Annotated in this window: 15 protein-coding genes; 4 read left to right on the top strand and 11 right to left on the bottom strand. The window is 68.4% G+C overall.

Annotated elements, in window-relative coordinates; all coding sequences use genetic code 11:
- Positions 1-114 precede the first annotated feature (114 nt).
- From ACFCZF_RS32175 to rpsO, 5 genes are all read right to left on the bottom strand, one after another.
- A complete protein-coding gene (locus ACFCZF_RS32175) occupies positions 115-570 on the bottom strand; it encodes a hypothetical protein (RefSeq protein WP_376674634.1) in 456 nt (151 codons plus the stop codon).
- A 37-nt stretch (positions 571-607) separates the two neighbouring features.
- A complete protein-coding gene (gene dapB, locus ACFCZF_RS32170; protein ID WP_376674633.1) occupies positions 608-1,360 on the bottom strand; it encodes a 4-hydroxy-tetrahydrodipicolinate reductase in 753 nt (250 codons plus the stop codon).
- A 30-nt stretch (positions 1,361-1,390) separates the two neighbouring features.
- The gene (locus ACFCZF_RS32165; protein WP_376674632.1) at positions 1,391-2,770 is read right to left on the bottom strand and encodes a M16 family metallopeptidase; all 1,380 of its coding nucleotides are present in this window, start codon (positions 2,768-2,770) and stop codon (positions 1,391-1,393) included.
- Positions 2,767-5,001, bottom strand: coding sequence for a polyribonucleotide nucleotidyltransferase (locus tag ACFCZF_RS32160; RefSeq protein ID WP_375925005.1), 2,235 nt, complete (start codon positions 4,999-5,001; stop codon positions 2,767-2,769). The genes ACFCZF_RS32165 and ACFCZF_RS32160 overlap by 4 nt, the downstream gene beginning before the upstream one ends.
- 296 nt (positions 5,002-5,297) lie before the next feature.
- Positions 5,298-5,585 (bottom strand): 30S ribosomal protein S15, encoded by a 288-nt coding sequence (rpsO, locus tag ACFCZF_RS32155; protein ID WP_019330982.1) that lies wholly within the window; start codon positions 5,583-5,585, stop codon positions 5,298-5,300.
- 340 nt (positions 5,586-5,925) lie between these two features.
- On the opposite strand from rpsO, the gene ACFCZF_RS32150 reads away from it, so the two are divergent.
- Entirely contained in the window at positions 5,926-6,222 is a 297-nt protein-coding gene (locus ACFCZF_RS32150) for a DUF397 domain-containing protein (protein WP_376674631.1), read from the top strand.
- 96 nt (positions 6,223-6,318) lie between these two features.
- Here ACFCZF_RS32150 and eccD read toward each other — a convergent pair whose 3' ends face one another.
- Entirely contained in the window at positions 6,319-7,833 is a 1,515-nt protein-coding gene (gene eccD / locus ACFCZF_RS32145; RefSeq protein WP_376674638.1) for a type VII secretion integral membrane protein EccD, read from the bottom strand.
- 350 nt (positions 7,834-8,183) lie between these two features.
- On the opposite strand from eccD, the gene eccCa reads away from it, so the two are divergent.
- Together eccCa and ACFCZF_RS32135 are read left to right on the top strand one after the other, a co-directional pair.
- The gene (gene eccCa / locus ACFCZF_RS32140; RefSeq protein WP_376674630.1) at positions 8,184-12,158 is read left to right on the top strand and encodes a type VII secretion protein EccCa; all 3,975 of its coding nucleotides are present in this window, start codon (positions 8,184-8,186) and stop codon (positions 12,156-12,158) included.
- 257 nt (positions 12,159-12,415) lie between these two features.
- Positions 12,416-12,748: a hypothetical protein gene (locus ACFCZF_RS32135; protein WP_376674629.1), complete on the top strand. Its 333-nt coding sequence runs from the start codon at positions 12,416-12,418 to the stop codon at positions 12,746-12,748.
- Positions 12,749-13,258: 510 nt separating this feature from the next.
- On the opposite strand, the gene ACFCZF_RS32130 is transcribed toward ACFCZF_RS32135, so the two are convergent.
- From ACFCZF_RS32130 to ACFCZF_RS32110, 5 genes are read right to left on the bottom strand one after another with little or no spacing between them, the layout of a single operon-like run.
- Positions 13,259-13,558 carry a WXG100 family type VII secretion target gene (locus ACFCZF_RS32130; RefSeq protein ID WP_376674628.1) on the bottom strand — a complete coding sequence of 100 codons (300 nt, stop codon included), beginning with the start codon at positions 13,556-13,558 and terminating at the stop codon, positions 13,259-13,261.
- Between the two features lie 54 nt (positions 13,559-13,612).
- Positions 13,613-13,960, bottom strand: coding sequence for a WXG100 family type VII secretion target (locus ACFCZF_RS32125; protein ID WP_376674627.1), 348 nt, complete (start codon positions 13,958-13,960; stop codon positions 13,613-13,615).
- A 54-nt stretch (positions 13,961-14,014) separates the two neighbouring features.
- On the bottom strand, positions 14,015-15,301 hold the full coding sequence (locus tag ACFCZF_RS32120; RefSeq protein WP_376674626.1) for a S8 family serine peptidase: 1,287 nt from the start codon (positions 15,299-15,301) through the stop codon (positions 14,015-14,017).
- Positions 15,302-15,325: 24 nt separating this feature from the next.
- Positions 15,326-17,065 (bottom strand): hypothetical protein, encoded by a 1,740-nt coding sequence (locus ACFCZF_RS32115; RefSeq protein ID WP_376674625.1) that lies wholly within the window; start codon positions 17,063-17,065, stop codon positions 15,326-15,328.
- A 2-nt stretch (positions 17,066-17,067) separates the two neighbouring features.
- Positions 17,068-17,487, bottom strand: a complete 420-nt coding sequence (locus ACFCZF_RS32110; protein WP_376674624.1) for a hypothetical protein — start codon at positions 17,485-17,487, stop codon at positions 17,068-17,070.
- Between the two features lie 948 nt (positions 17,488-18,435).
- Between ACFCZF_RS32110 and ACFCZF_RS32105 the strand changes: the two genes are divergently transcribed.
- Positions 18,436-18,948: a hypothetical protein gene (locus tag ACFCZF_RS32105; RefSeq protein WP_376674623.1), complete on the top strand. Its 513-nt coding sequence runs from the start codon at positions 18,436-18,438 to the stop codon at positions 18,946-18,948.
- Positions 18,949-18,955 lie beyond the last annotated feature (7 nt).

The following is an 18,955-nucleotide window of genomic DNA, read 5'->3' as shown; positions in this document are numbered from 1 at the left end:
CGCAGGGAAAGAAAAAAAAAAAAAGACAAAAAAAAAAGAAAAAAACGAAAGACACGGGGACCCGACCCGCAGTGCGGTCCGGGCCCCGGCGTTTCGGTCCTGGTTTCGGTGTGCTCAGGCCGCCTCGACGTGCTTGCCGTCGTGCAGGGCGATCGCCCGCTGCATCGCCTTGCGGGCGCGCGGAGTGTCGCGGGCGTCGTGGTAGGCGACGGCGAGGCGGAACCAGCTGCGCCAGTCGCCGGGGGCGTCCTCCGTCTCGGCCTTGCGCAGGGCGAAGACCTCGTCGGCCGAGTCGCGGTCGACGCGGCCGCTGGGGGTGCGCTTCAGCTCGTCGACGGGCAGTCCGCCCTCGGCGTCGAGTTCGGCGGCGAGGGCGTTGGCCCTGCGGACGAACTGGGTGTTCTTCCACAGGAACCACACGCCGATCACCGGCAGGATCAGTACCGCGATGCCGAAGGCGACGGCGACGGGCGTCCCGGTGCCGATGAGCATGACACCGCGGCTGCCGACCAGGGCGAAGTAGAAGACCAGGACGGCGGCCGTGATGACGTAGGAGATTTTCGCGCGCATGAGGGTCAGGGGCTCGGTTCGGGGCTCGGTCCCGGGCTCAGTTCAGGTCCAGGAAGTGTTCCAGGCCGAAGGTGAGGCCCGGGGCGGTCACCACGCGGCGGGCGCCCAGCAGGATGCCCGGCATGAAGCTGCTGTGGTGCAGGGAGTCGTGCCGGACGGTGAGGGTCTCGCCCTCGCCGCCCAGCAGGACCTCCTGGTGGGCCAGCAGGCCGCGCAGGCGGATCGCGTGGACCGGGACGCCGTCGACGTTCGCGCCGCGGGCGCCGTCCAGGGCGGTGGCAGTGGCGTCGGGCGCCGGAGCGGCGCCTGCCTTCTGCCGGGCCTCGGCGATCAGCTGGGCGGTGCGGGTGGCGGTACCGCTGGGGGCGTCGACCTTGTTCGGGTGGTGCAGCTCGACGACCTCGACGGACTCGAAGTACGGGGCCGCGATCTGCGCGAACCTCATGGTCAGCACGGCGCCGATGGAGAAGTTGGGCGCGATGAGCACGCCCGTCTCCGGGGAGCCGTCGAGCCAGGTCCGCAGCTGTGCGAGGCGCTCGTCGGTCCAGCCGGTGGTGCCGACGACGGCGTGGATGCCGTGGCGCACGCAGTAGTCGAGGTTGTCCATCACCGAGTCGGGGGTGGTCAGCTCGACGGCGACCTGGGCGCCGGTCTCGGCCAGCGCCTCCAGGCTGTCGTCCCGGCCGAGGGCGGCGACCAGCTCCATGTCCTCGGCGGCCTCGACCGCCCGTACCGCCTCGGAGCCGATCCGGCCCTTGGCACCGAGGACGGCCACGCGCAGCTTGCTCATGTCACATGCTTCCTTCTCGAAACGGGACCGTCAGGCGACGGCGTCGTGCAGCCGCGACGCCTGCTTGTCCTTCAGCGGGCCGATGACCGACAGCGAGGGCCGTCGTCCCAGGACCTCGCGAGCGACGGCGCGGACGTCGTCCGGCGTGACCGAGGCTATCCGGGCCAGCATGTCGTCGACGGACATCTGCTCGCCCCAGCACAGTTCGCTCTTGCCGATACGGTTCATCAGCGCACCGGTGTCCTCCAGGCCGAGGACCGTGGAGCCCTGGAGCTGGCCGATCGCGCGGCCGATCTCGTCGTCGGTGAGGCCGTGCTCGGCGACGTGGTCGAGTTCGTCGCGGCAGATCTTGAGCACGTCGTGCACCTGGGAGGGCCGGCAGCCCGCGTACACGCCGAACAGGCCGCAGTCGGCGAAGCCCGAGGTGTACGAGTACACGCTGTAGGCGAGGCCGCGCTTCTCCCTGACCTCCTGGAAGAGGCGCGAGGACATGCCGCCACCGAGGGCGGTGTTGAGGACGCCCATGGCCCAGCGGCGCTCGTCGGTGCGGGCCAGGCCCGGCATGCCGAGGATGACGTGTGCCTGCTCGGTCTTGCGGCCGATCAGCTCGACGCGGCCGGCGGCGCGGATCGTACGCCGTCCGTCGCGCGGGGCGATGGGCGCGGCCACCGGCTCCCGGAAGGCGCCGGCCTTCTCGAAGGCGGCGCGGACCTGGCGTACGACCTTGTTGTGGTCGACGTTGCCGGCCGCGGCGACCACCAGGTGCGTGGGGTCGTAGTGCTTCTTGTAGAAGCGACGGATGCGGTCGGCGGTGAGGGCGTTGACCGTGTCTACCGTGCCGAGGACGGGGCGGCCGAGGGCGTTGTCGCCGAACATGGTGTGCGCGAACAGGTCGTGCACGCAGTCGCCGGCGTCGTCCTCGGTCATCGCGATCTCTTCGAGGATCGCGCCGCGCTCGACGTCCACGTCGTCCTCGCGGATGAGCGAGCCGGTCAGCATGTCGCAGACCACGTCGATGGCGAGCGGCAGGTCGGTGTCGAGCACGCGTGCGTAGTAGCACGTGTACTCCTTCGCCGTGAACGCGTTCATCTCGCCGCCGACCGCGTCGATGGCGGAGGAGATGTCCAGGGCGCTGCGCTTGCGGGTGCCCTTGAAGAGCAGGTGCTCCAGGTAGTGGGTGGCGCCGTTCAGGGCCGGGGTCTCGTCGCGGGAGCCGACGTGCGCCCAGATGCCGAAGGTCGCCGAGCGGACCGAGGGCAGGGTCTCGGTGACGATGCGCAGGCCGCCCGGGAGGGTGGTCTTGCGGACCGTGCCGATGCCGTGCTCGCCCTTGATCAGGGTTTGGGTACGGGCGACGGCCCGCGCCTCCGAGGAGGTGCGGGCCGTCGCCTTGGCGCTACGAGACGTCACTTGTCGGTGTCGTCCTTGTCCGCGGGGGCGGATGCCGCGTCGTCGCCCTCTTCGCCCTCGATCACGGGGATCAGGGAGAGCTTGCCGCGGGAGTCGATCTCGGCGATCTCGACCTGGACCTTGGCGCCCACGCCGAGCACGTCCTCCACGTTCTCCACGCGCTTGCCGCCGGCCAGCTTGCGGATCTGCGAGATGTGCAGCAGACCGTCCTTGCCGGGCAGCAGGGAGACGAACGCGCCGAAGGTCGTCGTCTTCACGACGGTGCCCAGGTAGCGCTCGCCGACCTCGGGCATGGTCGGGTTGGCGATGCCGTTGATCGTGGCGCGGGCGGCCTCGGCCTGCGAGCCCTGGGCGGCACCGATGTAGATGGTGCCGTCGTCCTCGATCGTGATGTCGGCGCCGGTGTCCTCCTGGATCTGGTTGATCATCTTGCCCTTGGGGCCGATGACCTCACCGATCTTGTCGACGGGGATCTTCACGGTGATGATCCGCGGCGCGTTCGGGGACATCTCGTCCGGCGTGTCGATCGCTTCCATCATCACGTCGAGGATGTGGAGGCGGGCGTCACGGGCCTGCTTGAGGGCGGCGGCCAGGACGGAGGCGGGGATGCCGTCCAGCTTGGTGTCGAGCTGGAGGGCGGTCACGAACTCCTTGGTGCCGGCGACCTTGAAGTCCATGTCGCCGAAGGCGTCCTCCGCACCGAGGATGTCGGTGAGGGCGACGTAGTGCGTCTCGCCGTTGATCTCCTGGGAGATCAGGCCCATGGCGATACCGGCGACGGGGGCCTTCAGCGGCACACCGGCGTTCAGCAGCGACATGGTGGAGGCGCAGACCGAGCCCATGGACGTCGAGCCGTTGGAGCCGAGGGCCTCGGACACCTGGCGGATCGCGTACGGGAACTCCTCGCGCGTCGGCAGCACCGGCACGATGGCGCGCTCGGCGAGGGCGCCGTGGCCGATCTCGCGGCGCTTCGGGGAGCCGACGCGGCCGGTCTCGCCGACGGAGTACGGCGGGAAGTTGTAGTTGTGCATGTAGCGCTTGCGGGTCACCGGCGAGAGGGTGTCCAGCTGCTGCTCCATGCGGAGCATGTTGAGGGTGGTGACGCCCAGGATCTGGGTCTCGCCCCGCTCGAACAGCGCGGAACCGTGCACGCGCGGGATGGCCTCGACCTCGGCGGCCAGGGTGCGGATGTCGGTGACACCGCGGCCGTCGATGCGCTTCTTCTCCTTGATGACGCGCTCACGGACCAGGGACTTGGTCAGCGAGCGGTACGCGGCGGAGATCTCCTTCTCGCGGCCCTCGAACTCCGGCAGGAGCTTCTCGGCGGCGAGCGCCTTGACGCGGTCCAGCTCGGCCTCGCGCTCCTGCTTGCCGGCGATGGTGAGCGCCTGGCTGAGCTCGGGGCGGACGGCGGCGCTGAGCGCCTCCAGGATGTCGTCCTGGTAGTCCAGGAAGACCGGGAACTCACCGGTCGGCTTGGCGGCCTTCGCGGCGAGGTCGGCCTGGGCGCGGCACAGCACCTTGATGAAGGGCTTCGCGGCGTCCAGACCCGCGGCGACGACCTCCTCGGTGGGCGCCTCGGCGCCGCCCTCGACCAGCTTGATGGTCTTCTCGGTGGCCTCGGCCTCGACCATCATGATCGCGACGTCGCCGTCCTCCAGGGCGCGGCCCGCGACGACCATGTCGAAGACGGCGTCCTCGAGCTCGGTGTGCGTCGGGAAGGCCACCCACTGGCCGCGGATCAGCGCGACGCGGACGCCGCCGATCGGGCCGGAGAAGGGCAGGCCGGCCAGCTGCGTGGACGCGGAGGCGGCGTTGATCGCCACGACGTCGTACAGGTGGTCGGGGTTGAGGGCCATGATCGTGGCGACGACCTGGATCTCGTTGCGCAGGCCCTTCTTGAAGGACGGGCGCAGCGGCCGGTCGATCAGGCGGCAGGTGAGGACGGCGTCCTCGGACGGCCGGCCCTCACGGCGGAAGAAGCTGCCGGGGATCTTGCCGGCGGCGTACATCCGCTCCTCGACGTCCACCGTGAGGGGGAAGAAGTCGAGCTGGTCCTTGGGGTTCTTGGAGGCGCTGGTGGCCGACAGCACCATGGTGTCGTCGTCCAGGTACGCCACGGCGGAACCGGCGGCCTGCCTGGCCAGCCGGCCCGTCTCGAAGCGGATGGTGCGGGTGCCGAAGGCGCCGTTGTCGATGACGGCCTCGGCGTAGTGGGTCTCGTTCTCCACTAGCATTTTCTCCGTTACTTGTCGTCTTTCGTCCCTCCTCGCCCGTGTGGCGGGGGGACGGTGGCGGAGAAGCGCTCCATGCAATGCGGGCCGGTCTTCGATCGAAGCACCCGGGGTTCTGTCCCCGGGGGCCACTACCGAGGACCGGCGGCGGCGAGGCTCGCTTCTCCTCGTTTCGTTCGTTGTGCCGTGCGTCTTGTGTCTCTGTTACCACACTACAAAGCGGTGGCGTCAGAGCGCACGTACAGCAAAGGGAGCGGCCCCCGAACGATGGGAACCGCTCCCTTCACGGCGTCTTACTTGGCGCCCGCCGCACCGCGGCGGATGCCGAGGCGCTCGACCAGCGCACGGAAGCGCTGGATGTCCTTCTTGGCGAGGTACTGCAGCAGCCGGCGGCGCTGGCCGACCAGGATCAGCAGACCACGACGGGAGTGGTGGTCGTGCTTGTGGGTCTTGAGGTGCTCGGTCAGGTCGGAGATCCGACGGGACAGCAGAGCGACCTGGACCTCGGGGGAGCCGGTGTCGCCCTCCTTGGTACCGAACTCGGTGATGATCTGCTTCTTCACTGCGGCGTCGAGCGACACGCGTACTCCTCTTGGTCTGTGAGTGCCAACCGAGTGCCCCCGGTCTACGTCTCGGGGGATCTTCCGTGACTCGGAAGGCGGGGATCCGCTGGGCGCGACCTCCAGGGCTCTGAGCTCCGGGGGCGCGTACACAAACGGCCGTTACACAGAGTACCAGCCTGGACGGACGGCCCTTCCCGCAGGCTCGGTGACCGGGTCGTGGCCCATGCCGTCACCCGTGCCGCGCTCCTTGCCGTCACCTCTGCGGCTACGGACATCCGCAAACCGCTGAGCAGGGAGAACGGTGGCCAGTAGGGTGACCGCACAGACCGCCCGCAGTGCAGGAAAGGACCGAGCCACCATGGTCGATGCCGAGGACCGGGAACTCAAGGCGCGCAAGGAACGGGAGCGGGACGAGCTCTACTCCCTCGACATCTCCGGCGTCGAATGGCACAGCGCGCCCGGCACCGAGGAGCACGAGGAGCGGGTCGAGATCGCCTACCTGCCCGCCGGTGCCGTGGCCATGCGGTCGTCCCTCGACCCGGACACCGTGCTGCGGTACACGGAGGCGGAGTGGCGGGCGTTCGTGCTCGGTGCCCGGGACGGGGAGTTCGATCTGGAGCCGGCGCCGGGGGACGCCGGGAACGGCGCCGAGTAGAGCGCGAACGGGCGGCACTCCGCGCGCCGCCCGTCCCACCATCGGTACGGCACGGTGCCGGGTCGCCCGCTGCTCACCGCGCCGCGCGAAGCGTCCTCAGCCTGTCATCGACCGTACGGCGGCGTAGACGTCGAAGACGGCGAGGGCCAGGGGAATCAACGTCGAGAGCACGAAGACTTCGGCGATCTCCATGAACCGCCCCCAGAAAGGCGTCACACCGCGGCGGGAAGTGATCAGGCCAACCGTGGTGACCAGGGCCACAGCTGCGGCGACCGCCGCCACCAGCCACACGCTGCGAATGTCGAGGGCGCCGGTGTCGCCCTTGAGCGCGTCCTGCCAGTACTCCGCCGGCGGGGTCATCGCCAGCCCCAGGCCGAGGGAGACCAGACAGGCGAGCCCGGCGGCCAGCGTGGCGGCGACCTGTGCGGTGTAGCGGAACAACTGTGCCCGCATGACCATCGCGATGCCGGTGGCGAGCGTCAGCAACTGCGCCCAGACATTGCCGGTGAAGGCGAGGACGATCGACGCACCCACGGAGACCAGCGCGCAGCCTCCGACCAGTCCCGCGAGGAGTTCGTGGCCGCGACGGGCCTGGGCGGCGATGCGTTCGACGTCCACGGGTTCCGGGGAGTCGGACTCGTCCGCCGCGTAGGAGGCGCGCGGTTGGTTGGGGGGTTCCCAGCCGATGGGCAGCCGTGCGAAACGCAGGGACAGTCCGGGCAGAAAGGCGAGGGCGCACACCGCCAGGACCGCGCCGACCGCGGCCGTCTCCATGGGCTCCAGGTGCGTCAGCATCGCTACGAACGTCACGAGCAGGCCGACAGCGGCGGCGAAGACGAACGCCACGAAAGCACTGTCACCGCTCGGTGACACCAGCGTGAGCAGCACGGAGACGACCAGGACCGCCGCGCACGCGAGGAGGAACTGGAGCCGTCCGGTGCCCTGCCCCTCGGCGAGCGGGACCAGTCCGGAACCCGCCACGGCGATGTTCGGGAGCGCGCCCAGCCCGAGGGCGACCGCGGAGCCCCGGTCCTTGTACACACGCGCTCGGACGCACGCGAAGATGACCAGCAGGACGCCGGCGACCCCGGCGAGTATTCCCTGCACGCTGTGCATGTCGTGGCGGACATGGGAACTCCAGGCCACGAAAGCCAGCAGCACGGGGAGCACGCCCGCCCCGACCAGGCCGGCCACGCGCGTGAGCGCGTCGTCCCACAACGTGCGGTCATGGGCGACGGCGGAGGCAACCGCCTCCGAGACGTCGTCGAAGACGGCCGGGGGCAGCGAATCGGCGAACGGACGCAGCGTGAGCAGCTCGCCGTCCAGGATGCGCTGCGCTGCGAAGGACCGGGCGCTGTCGAGGACGGTCCCGTCACGGCGAACGAGGTGATAACCAACCGGCGCGCCCTCGGCGGGACTCTGCTGGGAGAACCGCAGGATCTCCGGGTACAGGTCGGCGACCGACACGTCGTCGGGGAGGGCCACGTCGATGCGGCTGTCGGGCGCCACGATCGTGACCCGGCAGAAGCCGAGCCCCGAACCCGCTGCGGCCGGGCTTCCGGCCCCCGTGCGTGCTCCGCCTGTCGCGCCGGTCGGCGCGGAGGCCGTCATGCTCACCCGTTGGTCCCCCTCTTAGGTGATGGCGGCGGGGTTCGACATCGGCGCCCCTCGCCTTCCGATTGCAGATCCTGCTGTTCCGCTGAAGGTCCCGTGTTGCTGGCGATCCTGCTGTCCGCGCCACCCGCCACCGCTTGCGTGGCGAACGCGCTCGTGACGAGGGCTGCGCCGTCCGCGGGGTCACACGCCGCCAGGCAGGTTCGCAACTGCTCACACGTCCCGCAGGGCACCCTACCTCCCACTCCTGTCGGTGTGTGTCAGTAGGATCGCCCTTCGCGATCGACGTGCGCCGGGAGACGGGCGGCGGACGGAACGGGTCGGACCGGCAAGGGAATTGGTGCCAAGTGAGCCACATCGTCGTCAAGCGCCCGCCTCGGGCGCTGCCGGAGAACGTGCCCACACAGGAGGTACACCTGCAGCCGCCGCCGGAGCTTCCGCGCGGGCAGCAGGAGGGCGCCTGGATGCAACTCCTGCCCATGCTGGGCATGGGCGGGTCCGTGGTCTTCTTCTTCAACCCCCAGGCCCAGCCCATCATGAAGATCATGGGCCTGGTGATGGTGGCGTCCACGATCGCCATGGGCGTCGCGATGCTGGTGCGCTATCGCCGTGGCAACCAGGGTCAGATGGCCGACATGCGCAGGGACTACCTGCGCTACCTGTCGCAGACCAGGCGCGCCGCGCACGAGACGGCGAAGGCCCAGCGGGACGCCCAGTACTACCTGCATCCTTCACCGGAGCAACTGTGGGCTCTGGTCGCCGAGGGGAGCCGGCTGTGGGAGCGGCGCACGGGAGACCACGACTTCGGTCAGGTGCGCGTGGGCCTTGGTCCGCAGGCTCTGGCCACACCCCTGGTCCCGCCGGAAACCGCTCCGGTGGACGAGTTGGAGCCGCTGACCACGGGGGCGATGCATCGCTTCCTCGCCACCCACAGCACCCTTGAGGAACTGCCGCTGGCCGTCTCGCTGCGCGCCTTCTACCACGTGACGATCAGCGGCGAGCCCCCCACCGTGCGCGGCACAGCTCGCGCCGTCACCGCCTCGCTCGCCGCGCTGCACTCCCCCGAGGATCTGGTGATCGCCGTCGCCTCCGGACGCGACACGGCACCGGAATGGGAGTGGGCGAAGTGGCTCCCCCACGTGCAGGCCGAAGGCGCCGCGGACGGGGCGGGCTCCCGACGCCTCATCACGGCCGACCCGACAGCCCTGGAGGAGCTGCTCGGCACTCGGCTCGCGGGCCGCCCCAGGTTCCACCCGGACGGACGACCGGTGCCCGAGCAACCACAGCTGGTCGTGGTGCTCGACGGAGTCTCCCTGCCGCCGACGTCGCTGCTGGCCAGCCCGGAGGGCCTGCAGGGAGTGACCGTCCTGGAGGTGGTCCCCGGAACCCTCACCACCGGACGCGGAGACCTCTCGCTCGTCGTCCAGCCGAAGGAGCTGCGCCTGGAGGCGGCACACGGCGCGGTCTACGAGGGAACCCCCGATGTCCTGTCCCAGGAGAGCGCGGAAGCGCTGGCCAGACAGCTGGCACCGTTGCGCGTGGGAACGGGCGGGGACAACGACGAGCCGCTCCTCGCCAACCTGGAGTTCACCGACCTCCTCAGCCTCGGCGACGCGGCCTCCGTCGACCCTCGCCGGACCTGGCGGCCCCGCTCCCAGTCCGAACGGCTCCGGGTACCGATCGGCGTCGGTGAGGACGGCAGGCCCGTGATGCTCGACCTCAAGGAGGCGGCTCAGGAGGGCATGGGGCCGCACGGCCTGTGTGTGGGTGCGACCGGCTCCGGCAAGTCGGAGTTGCTGCGCACCCTGGTACTCGGCCTGGCCGTGACCCACTCGTCCGAGACGCTCAACTTCGTGCTCGCCGACTTCAAGGGCGGTGCGACGTTCGCCGGAATGGCGCAACTCCCCCACGTCGCGGCCGTGATCACCAACCTCGCGGACGACCTGACCCTGGTCGACCGGATGGGCGACTCGATCCGCGGTGAGCTCAACCGTCGTCAGGAAATGCTCCGCGACGCGGGCAACTACGCCAACATCCACGACTACGAGAAGGCCCGCGCGGCCGGCGCCGCGTTGCAGCCGATCCCGTCGCTCGTCCTGGTGATCGACGAGTTCAGCGAACTGCTCACGGCGAAGCCGGACTTCATCGAGATGTTCGTGCAGATCGGCCGCATCGGCCGGTCACTGGGCGTGCACCTGCTGCTCGCCTCGCAGCGGCTGGAGGAAGGCCGCCTGCGCGGACTGGAGACCTATCTGTCGTACCGGATCGGTCTGCGCACTTTCTCGGCGGCCGAGTCCCGGGCCGCGCTCGGTGTCCCGGACGCGTACGAACTGCCGAACGTCCCCGGTTCCGGTCTTCTGAAGTTCGGCACCGACGAGATGGTGCGCTTCAAGGCCGCGTACGTCTCGGGCATGTACCGCACCAGCGCGCAGCAGACGGCGGCCCTCGGCGGCCTGCTGCCCATCGACCGGCGGCCCGTACTGTTCACGGCCGCCGAGGTCCCGGTGCGGTACGCGGCGGTGCCGCCGCAGCGCGAGGAACGACCGGACGAGCCCGACCACGCTCTCGCCGACACGGTGCTCGACGTCGTCGTACGGCGCCTGGAGGCGCAGGGCACCAGCGCCCACCAGGTGTGGCTGCCGCCCTTGGACAGCCCCCCGTCGCTCGACGCGCTGCTGCCCGGCCTCGCCCAGGTGCCGGGGCGCGGCCTGACCCAGCCGGGCTACGAGGGTGCGGAGCGGCTCGTGGTGGCCGTCGGCATCGTCGACAAACCGTTCGAGCAGCGCCGCGACCCGCTGTGGGTCGACTTCGGGGGCGCCGCCGGTCACATGCAGATCCTGGGTGGCCCCCAGTCCGGCAAGTCGACGCTGCTGTGCTCGCTCATCGCGTCCTTCGCGCTCACGCACACGGCGCAGGAGGTGCAGTTCTACGGACTGGACTTCGGCGGCGGCGGCCTGTCGGCGGTGGCCGGTCTGCCCCACGTCGGGGGCGTGGCCTCACGGCTCGACCCCGAGAAGGTGCGGCGCACGGCGGCCGAGGTGTACGGCATGATGAGCCGCCGCGAGGAGTACTTCCGCGCGGCGGGCATCTCCTCGATCGCGGAGTTCCGCGCCCGCCGCGCGCGCGGTGACATCTCGATGACAGACCAGCCCTGGGGCGATGTGTTCCTGGTGATCGACGGCTGGGGGAACTTCCGCGCGGACTACGAGGCGCTGGAGTCCTTCGTGCTGGACATCGCGGCGCGCGGACTGGGCTACGGCATCCATCTGATCCTCACCGCGTCCCGCTCCATGGAGGTCCGCGGCAACCTCAAGGACCAGCTGATGAACCGCCTCGAACTGCGGCTCGGCGACCCCATGGACTCGGAGTTCGACCGCAAGGTCGCGGCGCTGGTGCCGACGGGGGTGCCCGGCCGCGGTCAGACGCCACAGAAGCAGCACTTCATGGCTGCCGTCCCGCGCATCGACGGACTGTCCTCCGACACGGACCTCGCCGAGGCCACGCAGGCGCTAGCCACTGAGGTCGCACGGCACTGGCAGCAGCCGGGGGCGCCCGCGGTGCGGTTGCTGCCGCGCGAGTTTCCGCTGCGCCAGCTTCCCCCCGGCGACCGGTTCCCCCGGCGCGGTGTGTCGTTCGCGTTCGACGAGGACGCCCTCGAGCCGGTGTTCGTGAACTTCGACCAGGACCCGTTCTTCCTTGTCTTCGGCGAGAGCGAATCCGGCAAGTCAAACCTGCTGAAGGTACTCATCCAGCGGCTCACCGAGCGCTACGACGGCAACTCCTGCAAGCTGTTCGTCATCGACAACCGCCGCTCGCTGCTGGGGGTGACCCCGCCCTCGCACCTGGCCGAGTACGTGCCCATGTCGAATCGGATGCAGCATCACATGGACGCGCTCGCCGAGCTGATGCAGCGCCGTACACCGACGGCCGACGTCACGCCGGAGCAGTTGCGCGACCGGAGTTGGTGGCAGGGCCCCACGGTGTACATCGTCATCGACGACTACGACCTGGTGGCCACGTCGAGCGGCAATCCACTGGCTGGGCTGACCGAACTCCTGCCCTTCGCCAGGGACGTCGGCGTACGCTTCATCATCGCCCGCTCCACCGCGGGCGCGGGCCGCGCCGGTTACGAGGCCTTCATGCAGCGACTCAAGGAACTCGGCGCCCAGGGCGTCGTCCTCAGCGGCGATCCGGCCGAGGGCGACCTGCTGAGCGGGGTGCGTCCGCGCGCGATGCCGCCGGGCCGGGGCGTGTTCGTGTCGCGGCGGCGGGGGAAGCCGTTGGTTCAGGTGGGGTTGGTGGAGGACGGGGGACAGGGGTGAGGCAACTTCGGAGAGCAGGGCTCTTCGGCGTTCACCCCCGGTGCTCGCCCTCACGGCCGCCTACAACTGGTACCGGGTGAGCGACGCAGGCAGAGGGGTGACGTACGAGGACAAGCTCGCGACGTACTGCGGCGGGTTGATCCCGTACGACGAGTCGGCTGTCTTCACCGGTCTCGATACCGAGGCCGGCCTCTCCAGGACTCGAAGGAAGGTCACGGTGAGGCCGCGTCCGCTTGTGCAACGTCGTCGATATCACGGTGAGCATCGGCCTGGTCCGCGCCGACGCGACCCGCTCTGACGTCCTTCCTGACGTGCTGAGCACGCTGGACAGAGACGCGTCGGACCACCTCCCCGTGGAGCTGAGTGGCGGCTGGCGCGGCTACACGAATATGCGGACCCCGACTGTCGTACTGCCCTGTTCCAACAAGGACGCGTCCCTGGTGGTCAACATGGTCGGCGACTCGTCTCCCGGGAACGTCGATGAGGGTCGTGCCGCGGGAGAACTGGCCGCCGCCACCGCGCGCAAGGCGGCCGACCGGCAGTCGTCCGAGACGCCCTTCGGTGAACGTATACCGAAACTCTGGCGGTGAACTGCCGCAGCGGCCCGAAGTGTGCCTCGATCGAGTTTGCCCGGGAGGCCTTGGTCAGGGGGAAGCACAGCTCTACCTTGTTTTCTCGCGCCCAGGCGCGGATCTTCGCTCCCTTGCGGCGGAGAGATTGTCCAGGATTACGTAGATCCGGGCGCCGTCCGGGCGGACAGCCCGGATCGATTCCAGTGCCGCCAGGGAGTTGACCGTCCCTTTGCGGCGACGGTTGACGCCCCACAGGTTGTCGACGCCGATCAAGTCGCAGCCGTGAAAGTAGGTGGCGCCGTGGGTGCGGTGGTAGGTCGCCGGCAGTCGGTCGGGGCGGCCTTGCCGGGCCCAGCAGGTCCCTCCGGTGGGGGCGGATGGCCCAGGGGACGAACTCATCGAAGGCTCCAGGACGTGCTCGATGCGGTCGAGCTTGGCATCGCGCTGGGCCCCAGTCCGTAGAGCCCGCGAAGGTGGGCGTCTCCCGCGCACGCCCACCCTCGTTGCTGTTCTTCGTTCTTCCGACTACTACTGCAGGTACCTGGACGCCGCCAGGTCGCCCTCCATGTAGGTACCGCCGGACGAGCCCACGACATGACCGATGCCCATGAGGGCCTGGTGGATGTCGCTGGCTTCCTTGTCCCAGCGGCGGAGCTTCTCGTCGAAGGTGTCCTGGGCCTTACCCGCCCAGTACTGCTTGCTGTTGACCACCATCTGACGGAGCTGCTGGATGTCCTCGTCGAGCAGTTTGGCCTCGTTGGCGAGGTTAGTCGCTGCGAAGTCGAGCCCGTCGTACGTTACCTGCAGACCGTCCGCGTTACGGCTCATCCCTGCCTACCTCGTTTCCTTCACCTGTGGGTGATGCCCTGAAAGCCGCTCGGCTCAGTATGAATTGAGCGGGGACGTCTGAACCGTGGGCGCACCGTCATGAATGTTGATCTTGTTGACGGCCGCCCGGACCTCGTCTTCCTTGCTGTCCTTGATGTTGCGCGTCGCGGTCATCGCCTCGACGACATCACCGAGGATGCGGCCCATGTTCTGCAGCGAGGTGTTGATCTCGTACTGCTTCGTGTCGAACGCGGCACGACCGATGCCGTGCCACTGGCCCTCGAGACTGTCGATTACACCCTGCAGGTTGTGTACTCGCTTCCGGATGTTCTCGAACTTCTCGTACATGTCCTTTTGCAGCTTGACTACTGCTGCATCTTCAAGCTTCTGGTCGACGGCCATGATCCGCCCCTGCCCTCCCTGTTCCTTCTCTGGTCGGCACCGACGACGCCGGTGTCAGTTCGCGCGTCGCACTCGCAGTACGGCGAAGGCGCCTCCGCCGATCACCACCACGGCTCCGGCGGCACCCAGTGTGATCCACAGCGTGCTGCTGCTGTCGTTGGAAGCGTCGGCCGACACGGCCTTCGCGTCGGCCGATCCTGCTGCCGCCTGCTTGTCCGCAGAAGAACCTTCCGCACCTTGTGACGCGGCTGTTGCACCTGCGGAATTAGGAGACGAAGAGGCCGGGGAAATCTCCGTCACCAGCTTCTCCCCCTTCCGCTTGTTCCACTTCCCGAGCGGGTCGGAGTACGGGTCTCCGGGGTCGTAGTCCGGGTTCGCCAGCACCGAGCGGGGACGGATCGTGCCGTAGCCGGCGTTCTTGGTCGGGTCGTCCTTCGGCCACTTGCGGCTGGCTGTGTCGATCAGGGAGCGAGTGACCTGGTTGGCCGTCCAGTCCGGGTGGGCGGACCAGATGAGGGCGGCTGCGGCGGAGGTGATGGCGGTGGCCTGACTGGTGCCTGCGAGGTCGTGACAGTACGCGTCGAAGTCCGGCTTGCAGTAGCCGGGGATACCTTCACCTGGCGCGACCAGGTCGACAAATTGGCCGTATGAGGCGAACTCCGAGATATGGCTGTTCTCATCGATCGACGATACGCCGACCACGTAGGGGTAGCCGGCGGGGAGGGCGATGGACCCGTCATCCAGGCCTTCATTCCCCGCACCCGCGATCAACAATTTACCCTTGGACGCGGCATACTTCAGCGCTGCTTCCAAGTCTGACTCTAGGGCATGAGTGTCGAAGGACATGTTGATGATACGGACGTCGCTGTCCGCAGCCGCCCTGACCGCTTCCGCCGGTGTAGGCGCACGCTCCTTGTCCTTGGCATCGTTCAGGCCCTCCAGCGCGATACGGTAAGGCACGATCTTCGCATCGGGCGCCAGACCCCGAATTCCGCCGCCCGCCCCAGTGCCGGAAATCAATTCGGCCATGGACGTCCCGTGGCCCGTATAGTCGTCCGTGGCGCCGTACGCGACTTTCTTGGGCACTTCATCGATCAGGACCTGACCTTCAAGGGAAGGCGTGTCGGGGTTCACTCCCGAGTCGATGACACCAACCTTGATGCCCTCTCCCGTACTGACATCCCACATCTTCTCGGCCTGCATCGGCTCCAGGTACCACTGCTCCGACCGTGCGTCCGCCGCAACAGCACCGGGAGCGAAGCCCACACCAACGGCGACCATGACACTCGCGACGGTGCCCCCCACGCGTACTCGTAGCCCTCTACATGTTGCTGACTTCATGATGGGGTGAATCCTCGCTCGCGCTCAGTTGACAATTGGCGGCACATCGCGCCGCGGAGTCGTGGGCAGGTGTGTCTCTTCGTCCTCAACCAGGTAATCAGGGCGCTGCGTTCCTTCTTCCGTGAGCTCGTCACGAGGGCGGCCACGTCCACCGGGCCCCCGTACAAGGCCTGCGCCGCCGCTGGTCATCCCGTTCCGCTGGCCGTGGGCTGCGGAAATGCGTCCGGTAGGCGTGCCGGCGATACGGGGCTGCGTAGGGGAAACGGCTGTGTTGCCGGCAGTACCACCCTGACCGTTTCGGCCCCTCACGGGCTGGGTGTTGGTCGTGGTCTCAGCCCCGACGACTGCGCCACGCGGAAACCTCGGGCCACTCCGAGCCGCAGCCCCGGGTACGGTCCCGGGCCGCCCGCCGACCACGCCGCTCGCGCGGCCGGCACCGGTGACCGGGCCACCCGCCGCTCCGGGTGTCGCCGCGGGATTGGCACGCGGCGTGCCACCGCTGACCCCATGCCGCATCGGGATCGACGTCGGTCCTGAGGTGCCGCCCTTGGCCACCACAGGCTGGCCGGCAGCCGTTGCTCGACCCCCCTGGTTCAAGGGGCCTTGGTTGACTGGGCGTCCCGGCCCCGTGCCGCCACTTCTGCCGTCGCTGGAAGCCACGCGTCCCTGTGTGGGCAGCGGGTGGCGGGGGCCGTTTGGCCCACCCCCGGCTCGCCCCGAGCGTGTCGGGGGGACGGGAGTAGCCTGACCGTTTGCGAACGGGCCATTCAGCCCGCCCTCGCTCGGAGGTGGCAAGGTTGGCAGACTATGTGCAGCGGCGGGCCCTGGGGGGAACGTCGGAGTGTGGACGCTGTCGATGGTCGTTCCCACCGGCAGGTCAGGGTAGACAGCTTGAAGGGCGGAGCTGTCCGGGGACGCGGCCGTGCCCTCTGCGTCCTGCGACTGGCCAGGGCCTTCCATGACAATGGCCGAGCGCTGGCCTGAGAGGCTTCCGGCACCGCCCCCCTGCACACCACTGAGTGGCGGCAAACCTGGCTCCCAGCCGATCCCGCCCCTGGAAGGCTCCGGCACTCCTACATCCGGCATGCTCTTGAATGTCGGCACAGGCAGCTTCGCCAGCTGCTCCCGGGACACCGCGTAGTACGACGACAACCGGTTCATCTGGTTGATCGCCTCTTGGCGGTTCTTCTCCGACTTGACAGCGGCGGCGTACTCCTTGTTGTCAGCGACCTGTTCATCCTTGGGAAAGGCCTGCGGCGAGGTCTGCTCCGCCCTCCCATCGCGCTCCGGCATGGCGGTGCGCACATCCGTCAGTCCGGCAGCGGCAGCACTGATCTGGTCGGCGGCCCCGGCTGCGTACTCACTCAGGCCCTCCGTGCTGGCAACGAGTGAACGCCCCCATTTGCGGAAGGCATCGCCCGACTCGCCTACCCAATGGACTCTCTCGATATGGCCCTTGAGCTCCCCGGCCGCCTCCGCGATGGCGGTCCGGGCGCTGTACAGAGCTTCTCCCGAAGACGTCAGGTCCTCCGGATTGGTCTGCTCGACCAAATCGATCATGTCGTTGAGACGGTAATTCTCGAAGTTCGTGCGTCCGCGCACGACCGAACCGAACGGAGTGTCCTCGACAGTCGCCTCTACCGCCGAGCGCATCATCTTGTTGACGAAGCCGCTCGGCCGCTCGTCGATCTCCCGGATGACGTCCGTGAGCGAGTTCTGCTGCTCGACCCGAGCGACGTCCGCCTCGTGCTGCTTGTCGGTCATGGTCACAGGCTCCCGCTGGTCTCCGTCGACCTAGTGCGTTGATCACTGCCTCCGACGTCCTCGATCCACTTGAGCTCGATCTGGATGTCCGCAAAGCGGCGACGCTGCTCCTCTTCCAGGTTTCCGAAGCCCATGTGCGCGCCCTTCACTGCAATGCCGATCGCCTCGACCTGCAGATGCAGGGTCTTGGACAGATTGGTGAGCTGCTCATGAACGCGGTTGTATTCGAGGTACAGGTCCTCAGCTTCATTGAAGGCCCGGCTGCCGCTGTTCAGCGAGGTGGGCCTGATCGTCTGTGCGGCGACGCGCTTGGGGTCGCCGGCCGAACCCTCCAAGTCTGCGAGGACCTTGTCGACCCGTTTCATGAACGTGGTCAGCGCCTCGCTGCTCGCTTCCAGGTTGGCCGCCCTGGCCGCCGACACGCCTCCGACCGTGCCTGCTGGTAGCAACACGTGAACTCTCCCCCCGTCTCCCCGTACATACATCGACTCGAGGCCGCCGAGCCGTCGTTCGTACACCCCTGTACTCAAGTCGCGCCGATCTTCACTGTAGTCAACAGCTACGTCAGGGCCAACCAACGTGTACGCCAGCCTCAGCACTGCAGCAAGGAGGTTACTAGCCAGTCCACAGCCGGTGGATCAGGTACGAGCCCACACGCCCTCTTCCACAGTCGGCTCCACACAACTACTCGCGCGCCTGCAGAAATTCCTAGACGTGAACTGACCGCAACCGACAGAACCCTGCCCATCCGAGGACGGTGCGCGATGTCGCGACTCAACGACGAACAAGCGGCGCGCGCCCAAGGCGGTCCTCGATCACCGGTCCTGCGGCGTGGGACGGAGTGGGCATCCGGCGGCTGATGGGCGAGCCAATCGCGAAGCTGTACCGGGCGCGGTTGGCCGAGCCCGGGGTGGGCGAGTACTTGAAGCGGTGGGGCCGTCTTCGTCGGCAATCGACCTCCCACCCAGGTTCGTCCTTGTGGCTCTCGCTCCTGAGCAGCCCCGCGCCGCTTCGGCCCTCACTATGGCCGTCCTCCACAGTCATGCCACCACCGCACCGGCCACCGCGACAAGCCTCGTACCTGGACAAGACCTGGAGAGGAAAGGGGCCTCTGTAGAGCCAGGTCGTCACTGATCACCGTAGGTGATCACTACTTGACGCTTCTACGATCGCCATGGTCGAAACGGTGCGTGGTGACCGGGACCCTCGCACTGGTCCAGGGGGTACACGGTCGCAATCCGTGCACATCGGACTGCCCCTGCACTTCCCTGCCGCACAGTTGCTAACTTGAGGCGGGGTCCGGGCATCGCAGGGCGCCACCCGCCCGCCGACGGCGGCGAAGGTTTCGCAAACGGGGAAGGTAGCCGTCCATGGCATGGGACGAGTGGGAGCAGCTCAAAGCCGACGCGATGGAGCGGCAGCAGGGTTCCACGCACATGCAGTTGAACCAACTGGGTGGCGGCGGGCCGACAAGCGCCCCGCCGAGCCATTACGGGGACCTAGAGGTCAAGAACGATGCCCTGACCAGGGTCGGCAAGGACGCTCACACTCTGTACAACCAGCTGTGGGACAAGGCCCGAGTCCATCTCACCCGCAGCGACACCGCGGCCGGCGACCTGTCGAAGCAGGGTTTCGCGCTCGGGGCAGGGCTGCAGCATGTGTCGAACCGGTGGGAGGAGCAGCTCAAGTCCCTGATGGACGCCTGCGCTCAGATCTCCAACCACATGCAGGTCACCAAGAAGATCCATGACGGCGACGAGGGTTACATCCAGCGGCAGATGAGCAGTATCGCCGCGCTGGACGCCGGCTTCGACGAACGGGTCGGCCCTCCAGGCGAGAAGAACGAAATTTACGGCCAGAAGAGCGAGAAGAAGGGCGACTGACGCAGCC

This window comes from Streptomyces sp. NPDC056296, assembly GCF_042268605.1.
GTDB lineage: Bacteria > Actinomycetota > Actinomycetes > Streptomycetales > Streptomycetaceae > Streptomyces.
This window is presented reverse-complemented; position numbering and strand designations above follow the sequence as displayed.